The organism is Streptomyces sp. NPDC091972 (assembly GCF_044756385.1).
In the GTDB taxonomy this organism is placed as follows: Bacteria; Actinomycetota; Actinomycetes; order Streptomycetales; family Streptomycetaceae; genus Streptomyces.
This window is the reverse complement of sequence record NZ_JBIVSV010000007.1, coordinates 301,557-315,314: the sequence shown is the minus strand read 5'-3', so window position 1 is coordinate 315,314 and position 13,758 is coordinate 301,557. Positions and strand designations below refer to the sequence as shown.

The 13,758-nt window shown below is 71.9% G+C and carries 14 protein-coding genes; 6 read left to right on the top strand and 8 right to left on the bottom strand.

Annotated features, from left to right (window positions below; genetic code table 11):
- Positions 1–20: 20 nt before the first annotated feature.
- The gene (locus ACIQJT_RS22915; RefSeq protein WP_365455138.1) at positions 21–1,244 is read right to left on the bottom strand and encodes an MFS transporter; all 1,224 of its coding nucleotides are present in this window, start codon (positions 1,242–1,244) and stop codon (positions 21–23) included.
- A 171-nt stretch (positions 1,245–1,415) separates the two neighbouring features.
- Between ACIQJT_RS22915 and ACIQJT_RS22910 the strand changes: the two genes are divergently transcribed.
- From ACIQJT_RS22910 to ACIQJT_RS22900, 3 genes are all read left to right on the top strand, one after another.
- Complete coding sequence (locus ACIQJT_RS22910; RefSeq protein WP_365455135.1) at positions 1,416–2,057, top strand: DUF6758 family protein; 642 nt, start codon at positions 1,416–1,418, stop codon at positions 2,055–2,057.
- Between the two features lie 153 nt (positions 2,058–2,210).
- The gene (locus tag ACIQJT_RS22905) at positions 2,211–3,068 is read left to right on the top strand and encodes a PHP domain-containing protein (protein ID WP_402646500.1); all 858 of its coding nucleotides are present in this window, start codon (positions 2,211–2,213) and stop codon (positions 3,066–3,068) included.
- Positions 3,069–3,157: 89 nt separating this feature from the next.
- A complete protein-coding gene (locus tag ACIQJT_RS22900) occupies positions 3,158–3,763 on the top strand; it encodes a MarC family protein (RefSeq protein WP_053851370.1) in 606 nt (201 codons plus the stop codon).
- A gap of 102 nt (positions 3,764–3,865) precedes the next feature.
- On the opposite strand, the gene ACIQJT_RS22895 is transcribed toward ACIQJT_RS22900, so the two are convergent.
- The gene (locus tag ACIQJT_RS22895; RefSeq protein WP_007384531.1) at positions 3,866–4,018 is read right to left on the bottom strand and encodes a hypothetical protein; all 153 of its coding nucleotides are present in this window, start codon (positions 4,016–4,018) and stop codon (positions 3,866–3,868) included.
- A gap of 194 nt (positions 4,019–4,212) precedes the next feature.
- On the opposite strand from ACIQJT_RS22895, the gene ACIQJT_RS22890 reads away from it, so the two are divergent.
- Positions 4,213–5,106, top strand: coding sequence for an NYN domain-containing protein (locus tag ACIQJT_RS22890; RefSeq protein WP_402646186.1), 894 nt, complete (start codon positions 4,213–4,215; stop codon positions 5,104–5,106).
- Between the two features lie 4 nt (positions 5,107–5,110).
- Here the strand turns inward: ACIQJT_RS22890 and ACIQJT_RS22885 are convergent, their stop codons facing one another.
- Entirely contained in the window at positions 5,111–5,980 is an 870-nt protein-coding gene (locus tag ACIQJT_RS22885; RefSeq protein ID WP_402646183.1) for an alpha/beta fold hydrolase, read from the bottom strand.
- Positions 5,981–6,192: 212 nt separating this feature from the next.
- Positions 6,193–8,697, bottom strand: coding sequence for a DEAD/DEAH box helicase (locus ACIQJT_RS22880; RefSeq protein ID WP_402646181.1), 2,505 nt, complete (start codon positions 8,695–8,697; stop codon positions 6,193–6,195).
- 484 nt (positions 8,698–9,181) lie between these two features.
- Here ACIQJT_RS22880 and ACIQJT_RS22875 point away from each other — a divergent pair, with 484 nt between their 5' ends.
- Entirely contained in the window at positions 9,182–9,949 is a 768-nt protein-coding gene (locus tag ACIQJT_RS22875) for a ferritin-like fold-containing protein (protein ID WP_053852936.1), read from the top strand.
- A gap of 214 nt (positions 9,950–10,163) precedes the next feature.
- Here ACIQJT_RS22875 and ACIQJT_RS22870 read toward each other — a convergent pair whose 3' ends face one another.
- From ACIQJT_RS22870 to ACIQJT_RS22855, 4 genes are all read right to left on the bottom strand, one after another.
- Entirely contained in the window at positions 10,164–10,430 is a 267-nt protein-coding gene (locus ACIQJT_RS22870) for a hypothetical protein (RefSeq protein ID WP_037720124.1), read from the bottom strand.
- 185 nt (positions 10,431–10,615) lie between these two features.
- Positions 10,616–10,843 carry a DUF3107 domain-containing protein gene (locus ACIQJT_RS22865; RefSeq protein ID WP_020119766.1) on the bottom strand — a complete coding sequence of 76 codons (228 nt, stop codon included), beginning with the start codon at positions 10,841–10,843 and terminating at the stop codon, positions 10,616–10,618.
- Between the two features lie 184 nt (positions 10,844–11,027).
- Positions 11,028–11,669, bottom strand: a complete 642-nt coding sequence (locus ACIQJT_RS22860; protein ID WP_053852937.1) for a TetR/AcrR family transcriptional regulator — start codon at positions 11,667–11,669, stop codon at positions 11,028–11,030.
- Between the two features lie 220 nt (positions 11,670–11,889).
- Positions 11,890–12,123, bottom strand: coding sequence for a hypothetical protein (locus tag ACIQJT_RS22855; RefSeq protein WP_365465694.1), 234 nt, complete (start codon positions 12,121–12,123; stop codon positions 11,890–11,892).
- Positions 12,124–12,326: 203 nt separating this feature from the next.
- On the opposite strand from ACIQJT_RS22855, the gene ACIQJT_RS22850 reads away from it, so the two are divergent.
- Positions 12,327–13,409, top strand: a complete 1,083-nt coding sequence (locus ACIQJT_RS22850) for an alpha/beta fold hydrolase (protein ID WP_402646176.1) — start codon at positions 12,327–12,329, stop codon at positions 13,407–13,409.
- The last annotated feature ends 349 nt before the right edge of the window (positions 13,410–13,758 follow it).

Sequence of the window (13,758 nt, the reverse complement as noted above, 5' to 3'; positions counted from 1 at the left end):
CAAGTACCGGCCGGAAAAGGTCAGTTGGCGAACACGGTGACACTGTCCTCGACCGCGTGCCTCGGCTCCAGCTCCTCCGCCCGGTGGGTGAGCGCCTTGCGCCGTACGACGACCACCAGCGCGCCGAGCACCGCGGTCACCGCCGCCACCACGAACGGGACGTGGATGTCGGTCCACTCCTCGATCTTCGGCGCGAAGTAGGGCGCCGCGGCCGCCGCGAACCAGCGCACGAAGTTGTAGCCGGCGCTCGCCACGGGCCGCGGGGCGTCCGACACGCCGAGCGCCAGCTCCGTGTAGACCGTGTTGTTCACGCCGATGAAGGCGCCGGACAGGATCGTGCAGACGACGGCCGCGGTGTGGTCGCCGTAGCCGAGGACGAGCACGTCGAGCGCGAGCAGGAGCAGCGAACCGCCGAGCACCTTCAGGGAGCCGAACCGCTCCTGGAGGCGCGGTGCGACGAACACCGAGAAGACGGCGAGCAGGACACCCCAGGCGAAGAACACGGCTCCCGACTTGTACGGGGTCATGTCCAGCACGAACGGGGTGAAGGCCAGCACGGTGAAGAACGTGTAGTTGTAGAAGAACGAGGAGATCGCGGCCGAGGCGAGGCCGCCGTGGCCGAGCGCCCTGATCGGGTCGAGCAGGGAGGTCTTGCGGGCCGGCTTCGGCTGCTCCTTCAGGAACGCCGTGACGCACAGGAAGCCGACGGCCATCAGGAAGGCCGTACCGAAGAACGGGTAGCGCCAGCTCGCGTCGCCGAGGAGGGCACCGAGCAGCGGGCCGCACGCCATGCCGAGGCCGAGGGCGGACTCGTACAGCAGGATCGCCGCCGCGCTGCCGCCGGCCGCCGCGCCGACGATGACGGCGAGGGCGGTCGAGACGAACAGGGCGTTCCCGAGGCCCCAGCCGGCCCGGAACCCGACCAGTTCGCCGACCGAGCCCGAGGTGCCCGCGAGCCCGGCGAAGACCACGACGAGGGCGAGGCCGAGCAGCAGGGTCTTCTTGCCGCCGATGCGGCTGGAGACGAAGCCGGTGACCAGCATCGCGATCGCGGTGATCAGGAAGTACGAGGTGAACAGGAGGGACACCTGGCTCGCCGTGGCGTCCAGGCCCTTCGCGATCGACGGCAGGATCGGGTCCACGAGTCCGATGCCCATGAAGGCGACGACGGACGCGCCCGCCGTCGCCCACACGGCCTTCGGCTGGCGCAGGATGCCGCCGGCTCCCGCATCGAAGGGGTCCATGGTCGTCCTCCACTCCTCACGGAGATAGTTGGTATATACACATAGTAAGTTAGGTCAGCTAAATAATGCAAGATGCATCTAGTCTTCCCCGGTGAGGCCGGGGGAACCCGTTCCGTCCGGACGGGTGATCGTCCTTGACGTGGCGGAGCGAGGGTAGGACCGTGGGGCCCTATGAGGGGCGAACCCAGTTGCCCGAAGTGTGGTGGCCGGGTCAGGGCTCCCGGACTCTTCGCCGATTCCTGGCAGTGCGACGTGCACGGGACGGTGCATCCGTTGCAGCCCGTGATCCCGCCCAGCGTCGAGGCCCTCGGTGTCGTGGTGCATCGCACGCAGGTGCCGGTGTGGATGCCGTGGCCGCTGCCGGTCGGCTGGCTGTTCACGGGCGTGGCCTGCGCGGGCGACGACCGCAGCGGCGGCCGTGCGACGGCTGTGGCGTGCACCGGTCCCGGCCCGCTCGGAGGTGTCGGCGAGCTGATCCTCGTGGCCGAGGAGCTCGGCGTCGGACTCGGGGCGCGCTACGCGGGAATCGACGGGCCGGACCCGGGGCCCTACATGAGCGTCGAGAAGCCGGCACAGGCGAAGGTGCTCGCCGCCGGCCGGCCGACGCCGCTGTGGCATGTCGCGGGGGCGCCGGAGGACCGGGCGGTGTTCGCGGGAGAGGCGCTGGGGCTGTGGCTGTGGGCCGTGGTGTGGCCCGAGCAGTCCGGACTGCTGATGTACGACGAACTGGTGCTGACGGACCTGCGGGACGCGGGGGCGGAAGTGGAACTGGTGCCCTGCGGGGCGTTGTCGCCGCGCTTGCTGAAGCCGTAGCGCCTACCGGGGCCGGGCGTCCGCCGCCAAACGGGTGCGTGTCATGGGCTGGTCGCGCCCACGCGGCGGAGCCGCCTGCCGGCACGGCCCCGTGCCCCTCGGGGTTACGCTTGGGTGTCCTTTCCCGTGTTCGGTCCGTTGGAGTTCTTCGTCGTGCGCATCGATCTGCACTGCCACTCCACGGCGTCCGACGGGACCGACACGCCCGCCGAGCTGGTGCGCAACGCCGCCGCTGCCGGGCTGGACGTCGTCGCCCTCACCGATCACGACACCACCCGCGGGTACCGCGAGGCCATCGCCGCGCTGCCCGCCGGGCTGACCCTCGTCACCGGGGCCGAGCTGTCCTGCCGGATCGAGGGGGTGTCCATGCACATGCTGGCCTACCTGTTCGACCCCGAGGAGCCTGAGCTGCTCGCCGAGCGGGAGCTCGTGCGGGACGACCGGGTGCCCCGGGCCCGCGGGATGGTGGCCAGGCTCCAGGAGCTGGGCGTGCCGGTCACCTGGGAGCAGGTGGCGCGGATCGCCGGGGACGGTTCGGTCGGGCGGCCGCACGTCGCCACCGCGCTCGTCGAGCTCGGGGTCGTACCGAGCGTGGACGAGGCCTTCACACAGGACTGGCTGGCCGACGGCGGCCGCGCCCACGTGGAGAAGCACGAGACCGACCCCTTCGAGGCGATCCGGCTGGTCAAGGGGGCCGGCGGGGTCACCGTGTTCGCCCACCCCGGCGCGAGCAAGCGCGGTCGTACCGTCCCGGAGTCCGCGATCGCCGAGATGGCCGCCGCCGGCCTCGACGGCATCGAGGTCGACCACATGGACCACGACGAGGACACGCGCGTACGGCTGCGCGGGCTCGCCGCCGACCTGGGACTGCTCGTCACCGGGTCCAGCGACTACCACGGCAGCCGCAAGACGGTCGCCCTCGGCGAGTGCACGACGGACCCCGAGGTCTACGGGGAGATCACGCGGCGGGCGACGGGTGCGTTCCCCGTGCCCGGGACCGGCGGAAACTGAGGTCCGGTTCCGCTTCCCACCACCCGGCGCCGCAGGCCGTCCCGTCCCCGGCGCCGTGTTCCACCCCTTTCCGTAAGGCCAGTTCCACCATGTTCGACGTCGCCGTCTTCGGCTCGCTCTTCCTCACCCTGTTCGTGATCATGGATCCCCCCGGGATCACCCCGATCTTCCTCGCGCTGACCGCCGGCCGGCCCGGCAAAGTGCAGAAGCGGATGGCCTTCCAGGCCGTCTGCGTGGCGGGCGGGGTCATCGCCGTGTTCGGGCTCCTGGGCCACCAGATCCTGAACTACCTGCACGTCTCCGTGCCCGCGCTGATGATCGCGGGCGGGCTGCTGCTCCTGCTGATCGCGCTCGACCTGCTCACCGGCAAGACCGACGAGCCGAAGCAGACCAAGGACGTCAACGTGGCGCTCGTACCCCTCGGCATGCCCTTGCTGGCGGGACCGGGTGCCATCGTCTCCGTCATCCTGGCCGTGCAGAAGGCCCACAGCGTCGCCACCCAGGTCTCGGTGTGGACGGCGATCCTGGCCATCCATGTCGTGCTGTGGCTGGTGATGCGGTACTCACTGCTGATCATCCGGGTCATCAAGGACGGCGGGGTCGTGCTGGTGACCCGGCTCGCGGGCATGATGCTCTCCGCGATCGCCGTGCAGCAGATCATCAACGGGATCACCCAGGTGATCCAGGGGAGCTGAACGCCCCGGGACATGCGCAGAGCCCCCGCCCGGCGTCGATGCCTGGCGGGGGCTCTGAAGCTTCAGCGGTGATCCGCGTCTGTGCGGTCGAGACTGTAGAGGTTATGAGGCCGAGGTGTCGGCCGGACGGATCCAGAGCCGCTGTCCTATGGCGGCGGCCTGCTGAACGATCCGGTTGACGGAGGCGGCGTCCACGACAGTGCTGTCCACGGGCGTGCCGTCGACGTCGTCGAGTCGCATGATTTCGAAGCGCATGGCTTCTCCCTTCGTCTGGTCATCCTCCTGCGGAGAATTACTGCGTACAGAGGTAGTCAACGGGGTTCGTGTTACAAACATTCCCTACGCTAAAGAAATTTTTCGAACGGCTAATTACTGACCGGTAAGTGAGTCTTCGGAGACTCCTTGGGACCGGTTGTGTTCGCAGCGTGACCGCCGGGACAATGGTGGCGATGAACGACGACCTGGCGCCCCTGAGCGCCCGCATCGACCGCACCAACGAGCTGCTCACGCGCATGCTCGCCGAGGTGGCGAAGACGCCCTCGACGCATGCGATCTTCGTCGACGCGGGCTACCTCTACGCGGCCGCGGGACGACTCGTCACCGGCACCGAGGACCGGCGCGCCTTCGACCTCGACGCCGAGGGCCTGATCGAGGCCCTCATCGACCGGGCCCGCTCCATCTTCGCGGACAGCCGACTGCTCAGGGTCTACTGGTACGACGGCGCGCGACGCCGCATCCACACGGCGGAGCAGCAGTCCATCGCCGAACTCCCGGACGTCAAGGTCCGGCTGGGCAACCTCAACGCCAACAACCAGCAGAAGGGCGTCGACTCGCTGATCCGCTCCGACCTGGAGTCCCTGGCCCGCCACCGCGCGATCAGCGACGCGGCACTCCTCGGTGGTGACGAGGACCTGGTCTCGGCGGTCGAGGCGGCCCAGGGCTACGGCGCCCGCGTCCACCTGTGGGGCATCGAGGCACCGGAGGGCCGCAACCAGGCCGAACCCCTCCTGTGGGAGGTCGACAGCCAGCGCACCCTCGACCTCGACTTCTTCAAGCCGTACGTCTCCCGGCGGGCCGCCGTCCCCTACGAGGCGACGGCCACTCGGCCGCCCCGCGACGACGTCCGCTTCGTGGGCGCGCAGATCGCCGCGAAATGGCTCGCGGAGCGCGGGCGGGCGGCGCTCCAGGAGCTCCTGCCCGGGCACCCCTATCTGCCGGGCTCGGTGGACCAGGACCTGCTGGTGGAGGCGGAGGGGCTGCTCCAGTACTCCCTGCGCGGCCAGGCCGATCTGCGGCGGGCGCTGCGGGACGGGTTCTGGGAGCACTTGCAGGCGCAGTACTGAGCGCCTATAGGCCGAGGCCGTCCCAGAAGTCGGCCAGGGCGCGGGCCGTGGGCAGCGGCTCGTCGGCGTTGGGGGAGTGGTCGGCGCCCGGGATCACCGTGCGGTGGGCGCGCAGCCGTACGGCCATGTCGTCGAGGAGGGGCACCGGCCAGGTGTCGTCCTGCGAGCCGGACAGCACGTGGAACGGCAGCGGGACGGCGGCGAGTTCCTCCACGAGGTCCGGTTCCGTGCACAACTGACGTCCGGTCGCGAGGAGTTGGGCGGGCTTGTTGCCGAGCCAGCGGCGGCGGAGCTGTACGACGTCCCCGATGCCCCTGGTTGGGCCGCCGACCTCCTCCGGTGGGCCCATGGCCAGGATCGCGTCCCACACCTCGGCCATCGTCATCACACCAAGCGCGTCCCGCAGCAGTTTCACGCGCTGCTGCTGGGAGTCGGAGATCTGCGCGGGGCCCGAGGAGACGAGGGTGAAGGAGAGGAAGGGGGAGTGGTCGAGCAGTACGGCGGCGCGCGCGATCTGGCCGCCCAGGGAGTGCCCGACCAGGTGCACGGGGGCGTCGAGGGCGGCCGCCTGGGCGAGCACGTCCCGCGCCAACTCGCCGCGTGCGTAAGCGGATTCGTCGGTCTCCGGACCGTCCGACTCGAACTGTCCACGCCCGTCCACGGCCACGATCCGGTAGCCGCGCGCGGTGAGCGGTTCGTGGAGCAGCGTGAAGTCCTCCTTGCTGCCCGTGAAGCCGGGGAGCAGCAGCGCGGTGCCCTTCGGGGTGACGCCGTCGGGCACGGCCGAATCCACGGCCGCGAACTCGCCGCGAGCGGTGCGCAGGGGGTAGGCGCGGGCGCCTGGCGGCAGGGCGAAGACGGCTCGGGTGCTCACGGGGTGAGGGTATCGGGCGGGGGTGGCGGGGCGGGGTCGTAGGGGGTGCGGCGGGGCGTGGGGGCCTTCGGGCGGGTGCGGGCGCGTCGTGGCTCGGCGTGCAGGTGGCCGCGCCCCTGGGTGGGTGTCGTCCGCGTCGGCTGCCGAGGGCCGGCGCCGGAAACGCCGACGGCCCGGCCCCCTGGTGGAGGGACCGGGCCGTCGGCGTCGGATCAGTTCTCCGCGGGCTCCGCGGCGGCCGTCTTGCGGGTCCGGCGGCGCGGTGCGGCAACCTTCGGCTCCTGGTCCGCCTGGGCCGGGATGTCGGCGGTCACGGCGGGCTCGGCGGCCTTGCGGGTGGTGCGCCGGCGGGGCTTGGCCTCGGCGGTCTCGGCCGTGTCCACGGCTGCCTCGGCGGCGGTCGTGGTCTTGGCCGCGGTCTTGCGGGTGCGGCGGGGCTTGGCTTCGACGGTCTCCGCGGTGTCGGCCGCGGTCTCGGCGACTGCCGCGGTCTTGCGGGTGCGGCGCGGCTTGGTGGCCGTGCCCTCCGCGGTGTCCACGGCCGCCTCGGCAGCCTTCGCGGTGCTCGCCGTCTTCCGTGTACGGCGGGGCTTGGCCGCCTCTGCCGTCTCCGCCTCCGCGACCGGCTGGGCCGGGATGTCGGCGGTCACGGCGGGCTCGGCGGCCTTGCGGGTGGTGCGCCGGCGGGGCTTGGCCTCGGTGGCCTCGGCCGTGTCCACGGCTGCCTCGGCGGCGGTCGTGGTCTTGGCCGCGGTCTTGCGGGTGCGGCGGGGCTTGGCTTCGACGGTCTCCGCGGTGTCGGCCGCGGTCTCGGCGACGGCCGCGGTCTTGCGGGTGCGGCGCGGCTTGGTGGCCGTGCCCTCCGCGGTGTCCACGGCGGCCTCGGCTGCGGGGGCCGTGGCGGTTGCCTTACGGGTGCGGCGCGGCTTGGCCTCGGTGGCCTCCGCCGTGTCCAGGGCGGCCTCGGCGGGGGCCGCGGCAGCCGTCTTGCGCGTACGACGCGGCTTCGTGGCCGGGGCTTCTGCCGCCGGAGCGGTCTCGGCGACCGGAGCGGCTTCCGTGACCGGTGCGGTCTCCGTGACCGGTGCGGTCTCGGCGACCGTCTCCGCCGTGGCCGGCGTCTCCGCGGACTTGCGGGTCCGGCGGCGGCGCGGCTTGGCCGGGGTCTCGGTGTCGAGGGCCGGGCCCTCCGCCGTGGCGACGGCGGACTCCGCGGTGTCGGACACGGCCGGCGCCGCTGCCGTGAGCGCCTCGGTGGCGGCCGGTGCCGAGTCGGACGCCCCGCCGCGGGTACGGCGACGGCGGCGCGGGGTGCGGGTCGCGGTGGCGTCCTCGACAGCGGCGGTCTCCGACGGGGCGACCGCCTCGACGGGGGCGCCGGCGTCCAGCGGGGTTCCGCTGCGGGTACGACGGCGACGGCGCGGCGTACGCTCCGAACGCTCGCGGTCGGCGGAGCGGGACTCGTCCCGGCCACCTCGTCCGCGGCCCCGGTCACGGTCGCCGCGGCCGCGCGCACCGCGTCCGCCCGGCTCGCCCAGGTCCTCGAGCTCCTCCGCGTCGAGCCCGGCGCGGGTGCGCTCGGTCCGCGGCAGGACACCCTTGGTGCCCGCGGGGATGCCCAGGTCCTCGTAGAAGTGCGGGGAGGTGGAGTACGTCTCCGGCGGGTCGTTGAAGTCGAGCTCCAGCGCCTTGTTGATGAGCTGCCAGCGCGGGATGTCGTCCCAGTCGACGAGGGTGATCGCGATGCCCTTGGCACCCGCGCGGCCGGTACGGCCGATGCGGTGCAGGTACGTCTTCTCCTCTTCGGGGGACTGGTAGTTGATGACGTGCGTGACGCCCTCGACGTCGATGCCGCGGGCGGCGACGTCGGTGCAGACGAGGACGTCCACCTTGCCGTTGCGGAAGGCGCGCAGCGCCTGCTCGCGGGCGCCCTGGCCCAGGTCGCCGTGGACCGCGCCGGCGGCGAAACCGCGCTGCTTGAGCTGGTCGGCGAGGTCGGCCGCGGTGCGCTTGGTACGGCAGAAGACCATGGCCAGTCCCCGGCCCTCGGCCTGGAGGATGCGCGCGACCATCTCGGGCTTGTCCATGTTGTGCGCCCGGTACACGTGCTGCTTGGTGTTGGCGACCGTCCTGCCCGCGTCGTCGGGCGAGGTGGCGTTGATGTGCGTGGGCTGCGACATGTAGCGGCGCGCGAGGCTGATGACGGCGCCCGGCATGGTCGCCGAGAACAGCATCGTCTGGCGGCGGGCCGGCAGCATGTTGATGATCTTCTCGACGTCGGGCAGGAAGCCCAGGTCGAGCATCTCGTCGGCCTCGTCGAGGACGAGCGCCTTGATGTGGCCGAGGTTGAGCTTCTTCTGGCCCGCGAGGTCCAGGAGCCGGCCCGGGGTGCCGACGACGACGTCGACGCCCTTCTTCAGGGCCTCGACCTGGGGCTCGTAGGCCCGGCCGCCGTAGATGGCGAGAACGCGGACGTTGCGCACCTTGCCGGCGGTCTGCAGGTCGTTGGTGACCTGCGTGCACAGTTCGCGCGTGGGGACGACGACGAGCGCCTGCGGGGCGTCGGTCAGCGCCTCGGGCTTTGCGCGGCCGGCCTCGACGTCGGCGGGGACGGTGACGCGCTCGAGGAGCGGGAGGCCGAAGCCCAGCGTCTTGCCGGTGCCGGTCTTGGCCTGGCCGATGACGTCGGAGCCCGAGAGGGCGACCGGGAGCGTCATCTCCTGGATGGGGAAGGGGTTGATGATGCCGACGGCTTCGAGGGCCTCGGCCGTCTCGGTCAGAATGCCGAGATCGCGGAAAGTCGTAGTCAGGGTGCTGCCTCTTCTGTGTGCGCGGTGCGAGGCGAGCGCGGGGGTCGTCTACCGTGCTGGGGACGTCGGCTGCCTTACGGGCCAAGCCGTAATGGCACGGGACCACTGCCGACGCTCTAGCGCTCGTACCGCTGAGGGTCCCCCTCCGGAATCCGTACGCACAGTGCCGTACGGGAGGAGGGCTTGTCGGGTCGGAGCCGATCGGGCCACCGACCGGGCATCCTCATACGTGCGGCCTGTCGAGGTACGGCACACTCACGAAGTGCCGTCGTACCAGCAGGCGCATTACCACCATACCCCGGAATCGCGCACATGTGATGGCCGATTTGGTCACGTAGTCGTCGTCACACTGATTGACCAGGGCCTTCCGCCGTCCGGAGAGCGGGCTATTGTGCGCTTCATGACGACCTCTGACAAGCCCGACAACGCCTCCGAGACCCCGGCCGAACCCACCGTCGAGCACACCGGTGTCGCCGCCCAGGACTGGACGAAGGCCGCCGCCGACCCGCAGTACCGAGCCGCGGTCGTCGACCTGCTCGGCGCGCTCGCGTACGGCGAGCTCGCGGCCTTCGAGCGGCTCGCGGAGGACGCCAAGCTGGCGCCGACGCTGGCGGACAAGGCGGAGCTGGCGAAGATGGCGTCGGCGGAGTTCCACCACTACGAGAAGCTGCGCGACCGGCTGACGGAGATCGGCGAGGAGCCGACGCTGGCGATGGAGCCGTTCGTCGCGGCCCTCGACGGGTTCCACCGGCAGACGGCGCCCTCGGACTGGCTGGAGGGGCTCGTCAAGGCGTACGTCGGCGACTCGATCGCCAGTGACTTCTACCGGGAGGTCGCGGCGCGGCTCGACACGGACTCGCGCGAGCTGGTGCTGGCCGTCCTCGACGACACCGGGCACGCCGGGTTCGCCGTCGAGAAGGTGCGGGCGGCGATCGACGCGGATCCGCGGGTGGGCGGCCGACTCGCCCTGTGGGCACGGCGGTTGATGGGTGAGGCGCTGTCGCAGTCGCAGCGGGTCGTGGCGGACCGGGACGCGCTGTCGACGATGCTCGTCGGGGGCGTCGCGGACGGGTTCGACCTCGCCGAGGTGGGTCGGATGTTCTCCCGGATCACCGAGGCGCACACGAAGCGGATGGCGGCGCTGGGGTTGGCGGCGTAAGGGTTCTCGGGGCCCGGGGCCCGGGGCCCGGGGCGTCCTGCGGCGCGGCGGGCTGCGGCTGCGCCCCGCGTTGGTGTCTCGGAGGGCCGGTGCCGGGGCTGTGCGCCCTTGGTGCCGCGCGGCGCTGGTGCTGCGTGGCGTCGGTCCCCCGCGCGGGTGAGTCGACGCTCGCCCTGCGGCCCGAGTCGTCGCTCGCCCTACGGCCGCTTGCCGCTCACGCCGTCGCCGAGCGGCGGAGTCTTCCCGACGGGCGCAGGAGCAGGGACAGGGAGGCGACCGAGACCACGGCCGCGCCCAGGAGGATCAGCAGGATGTTGCCCGGGTCCAGAGCGGTGTGGGTCACGAAGGCGCCGAAGAGGGCTCCCGCGGTGCCCGTGGCGAGGACCAGGGATCGCGTCGGCAGGCGGTGCGCCAGACGGTGTGCCGCCACCCCCGCCAGCACGAGACCGAGCAGAGCGGAGCCGAGCGCTTCGATCAACATCATGGGGTCCCTCCCACACGGCCACACTGCGCATTACGGTCGTAGCCCGTCATACCCGTGACCTGCGGAATGCAATCCTCCCGCGGGTGCTGTTCGTCCTCCGTACGGGGAGGAAAGAACCCGCCCGGCACACGAGGAGGGGCCCGGCGACCGCACGGTCGCCGGGCCCCTCCTCGTGTGTCTGCCTACAGCGCGCCGAAGCCCACCTTGCGCGGAGCAGGCTCGCCGAGCTCGACGTACGCGAGACGGTCGGCCGGGACGAGGACCTTGCGGCCGTGCTCGTCCACCAGGCTCAGCAGTTGGGACTTGCCGGCCAGGGCCTCCGCCACCGCCCGCTCGACCTCCTCGGCGCTCTGACCGCTCTCCAGAACGATCTCGCGGGGCGCGTGCTGCACGCCGATCTTGACCTCCACGGCTATGTCCCTCCGACGGTCAGTGAAGTGCGCGACCTTCCGCGCCGTACCCAGCACACATTAGCCCGGTGAGGGGATGTACACGCTCCGCGCGAGAACGCCAACAGCGAACATCACGCGGGAACAAACGACCCGCACGCGTGCGTGCGGGTCGTGCGTGATCGCGATGTGATCCCGAGGGCCTCTAGTGGTGCTCCGTGCCGTGCAGCGGGAAACCGGCGATGCCCCGCCACGCCAGCGACGTCAGCAACTGGACCGCCTGGTCGCGCGGGACGCTGCGGTCGCTGTGCAGCCAGGACCGGGCCACCACCTGGGCGAGCCCGCCGAGGCCCGACGCGAGCAGCATCGACTCCGCGCGCGAGAGGCCGGTGTCCTCGGCGATCACGTCGCAGATCGCCTCGGCGCACTCGTTGGTGACCTTGTCGACGCGCTCGCGCACCGCGGGCTCGTTCGTCAGGTCCGACTCGAAGACCAGGCGGAAGGCGCCGCCGTCGTCCTCCACGTACGCGAAGTAGGCGTCCATGGTCGCCCGTACGCGCTGCTTGTTGTCGGTCGTCGACGCGAGCGCGGCGCGTACCGCCTGGATCAGGGACTCGCAGTGCTGGTCCAGCAGGGCGAGATAGAGGTCGAGCTTGCCCGGGAAGTGCTGGTAGAGCACCGGCTTGCTGACGCCGGCCCGCTCGGCGATGTCGTCCATCGCGGCCGCGTGGTAGCCCTGTGCCACGAAGACTTCCTGCGCGGCACCCAGCAACTGGTTCCGTCGGGCACGGCGCGGCAGGCGCGTCCCCCGCGGGCGTGCCGCCTCTGTCTGCTCGATGGCTGTCACGCCGCCTCCCAATGTCGTCCACATGCGGTGTGCGCCGCGCGGCCATCGTACTTTTCGGTAACCGTGCTGCGCGCGGTGCGAGCGCAGAATTTCACGGACCGGACGGTGACGAAAGCCACGCATAGGTTTCAAACGGTCATGCAGCGGGCAGGGCGCCCGCCGTCCCTGGTCAGGAATGCCCTGATGAGTGCTTTGCCGGCCGCCCGGCATCGCGCCGACGTCACCGATAGTCGTCCTCGTCGAGCGAGACGATCCGGGTCTGTTCGACGAGGTCGGCCTCGTTGGCCCGGTCGGGGTCGACGCCGGTCAGCGGGTCGTCGCGGCGGGGGGCGATGTCGGTGTGCTGCTCGGCCGCGTCGCCCTCGGGGGCCTCGACGTCGAGCTCGACGGCGTCGTCCTCCTCGAATGCCTCCGAGTCGGCGAAGACCTCGGGGTCGGTGGGGTCGTAGGCCATGGTGGGCTCCCTTCCTAGAACGTCCCTGATGTACACAGGGGGCCACATGCGGGTGCCCTGCGTACGAGCCTAGGAGACACGCGATCTGGACGCCATGCGATGGACGTGCCGTACCGCGCGCATTCCGCCCCGCCGACCTCGTACATGTGGCCTGTGACGGCGAACACATGAACCAGTGCGTGATCGTCTCGTAACATTGCCGCATGCCTTCGACCGAGCTGCCCTTCGTGCCGCCCGCCACCGTCCTTCCGAAAGTGGCACCCGTCAGGGTCGGTGAGGGCGAGCGGCTCAGGTCGGTGCGGCTGCCGGGGATCACTCTCACGGTGCGTTCGAGGCCGCCCGCGCGGGAGGGGCTGCCGCCCGCGCTGTACGTCCACGGCCTCGGCGGTTCCTCGCAGAACTGGTCGGCGCTGATGGAGCAGCTCGAAGCCGACGTCGACGGCGAGGCCGTCGATCTGCCCGGCTTCGGTGACTCCCCGCCGCCGGACGACGGCAACTACTCGATCACCGCTCACGCGCGCGCGGTGATCCGTCTTCTCGACGCCTCCGGACGCGGGCCCGTCCACCTCTTCGGGAACTCCCTCGGCGGCGCGGTGTCGACGCGCGTCGCGGCGGTGCGGCCCGACCTGGTGCGCACCCTCACCCTCGTCTCGCCGGCCCTCCCCGAGCTCCGCGTCCAGCGCACCGCCGTGCCCACGGGACTGCTGGCGCTGCCCGGTGTGGCCGGTCTGTTCACCCGGTACAGCAAGGACTGGACGGCCGAGCAGCGCGTCCGCGGCGTCACCGCCCTCTGCTACGGCGACCCCGGGCGGGTCAGTCCGGAGGGCTTCCAGCACGCGGTGGAGGAGATGGAACGGCGGCTGCAACTGCCGTACTTCTGGGACGCGATGACGCGTTCGGCGCGCGGCCTGGTGAACGCGTACACGCTGGGCGGCCAGCACGCGCTGTGGCGCCAGGCCGAGCGCGTCCTCGCACCCACGCTGCTCGTCTACGGCGGACGCGACCAGCTCGTCGGCTTCCGCATGGCCCAGAAGGCGGCCCGTACCTTCCGCGACTCCCGTCTGCTGACCCTGCCGGAGGCGGGGCACGTGGCGATGATGGAGTACCCGGAGACGGTGGCGGGGGCGTTCCGGGAGTTCGCGGCGGACAAGGGCGCTGCGGGCACTTCCGGCGGTTCCGTGGGAGGCTCTGACCGGCGTCACCGCTCCGCGGGTGCCCCGGGCGACGGGGCGGACGCCGCATCGGCCTCCGGTGACGGGGCCGACACCACCATCCCGGGGAGCTGAGGCGGGGCGTGGGACGCCACAGTCGACGCGGGCCCGCTCCCAAAAAGGGGCCCGACAAAGGCAGTTCGGCAAAGAGCGGTACGGGCCAGGCGGCCGCCGAGGCGGTGCGCAGCGCCGCGGACACACCGGGCCGGGAACGGACTCCGGCTCCCCCCGCCCCGGCACCGCAGGCTGCCCGGCAGGGGATGCCGGGGGGCCGGGGGCGCGAGTACGGGTCACCGGGCGCAGGACCGGCGAGCGGCCCTGCGGGGTACCGGGTGCCGGCGCAGGGCGCGCCTGGGCTCGGAGATCGGGCGGCGGGACGTGGAGCGCCCTGGGTTCCTGACGGGACGTCTGGGCGGGGATTCCG

What these genes read in the sequence shown, in the direction of transcription:
- ACIQJT_RS22915 (WP_365455138.1), bottom strand. Translation starts at nt 1,244, where the DNA reads ATGGACCCCTTCGATGCGGGAGCCGGCGGCATCCTGCGCCAGCCGAAG.
- ACIQJT_RS22910 (WP_365455135.1), top strand. Translation starts at nt 1,416, where the DNA reads ATGAGGGGCGAACCCAGTTGCCCGAAGTGTGGTGGCCGGGTCAGGGCT.
- ACIQJT_RS22900 (WP_053851370.1), top strand. Translation starts at nt 3,158, where the DNA reads ATGTTCGACGTCGCCGTCTTCGGCTCGCTCTTCCTCACCCTGTTCGTG.
- ACIQJT_RS22895 (WP_007384531.1), bottom strand. Translation starts at nt 4,018, where the DNA reads ATGCGCTTCGAAATCATGCGACTCGACGACGTCGACGGCACGCCCGTG.
- ACIQJT_RS22890 (WP_402646186.1), top strand. Translation starts at nt 4,213, where the DNA reads ATGAACGACGACCTGGCGCCCCTGAGCGCCCGCATCGACCGCACCAAC.
- ACIQJT_RS22880 (WP_402646181.1), bottom strand. Translation starts at nt 8,697, where the DNA reads ATGACGCTCCCGGTCGCCCTCTCGGGCTCCGACGTCATCGGCCAGGCC.
- ACIQJT_RS22870 (WP_037720124.1), bottom strand. Translation starts at nt 10,430, where the DNA reads ATGTTGATCGAAGCGCTCGGCTCCGCTCTGCTCGGTCTCGTGCTGGCG.
- ACIQJT_RS22855 (WP_365465694.1), bottom strand. Translation starts at nt 12,123, where the DNA reads ATGGCCTACGACCCCACCGACCCCGAGGTCTTCGCCGACTCGGAGGCA.
- ACIQJT_RS22850 (WP_402646176.1), top strand. Translation starts at nt 12,327, where the DNA reads ATGCCTTCGACCGAGCTGCCCTTCGTGCCGCCCGCCACCGTCCTTCCG.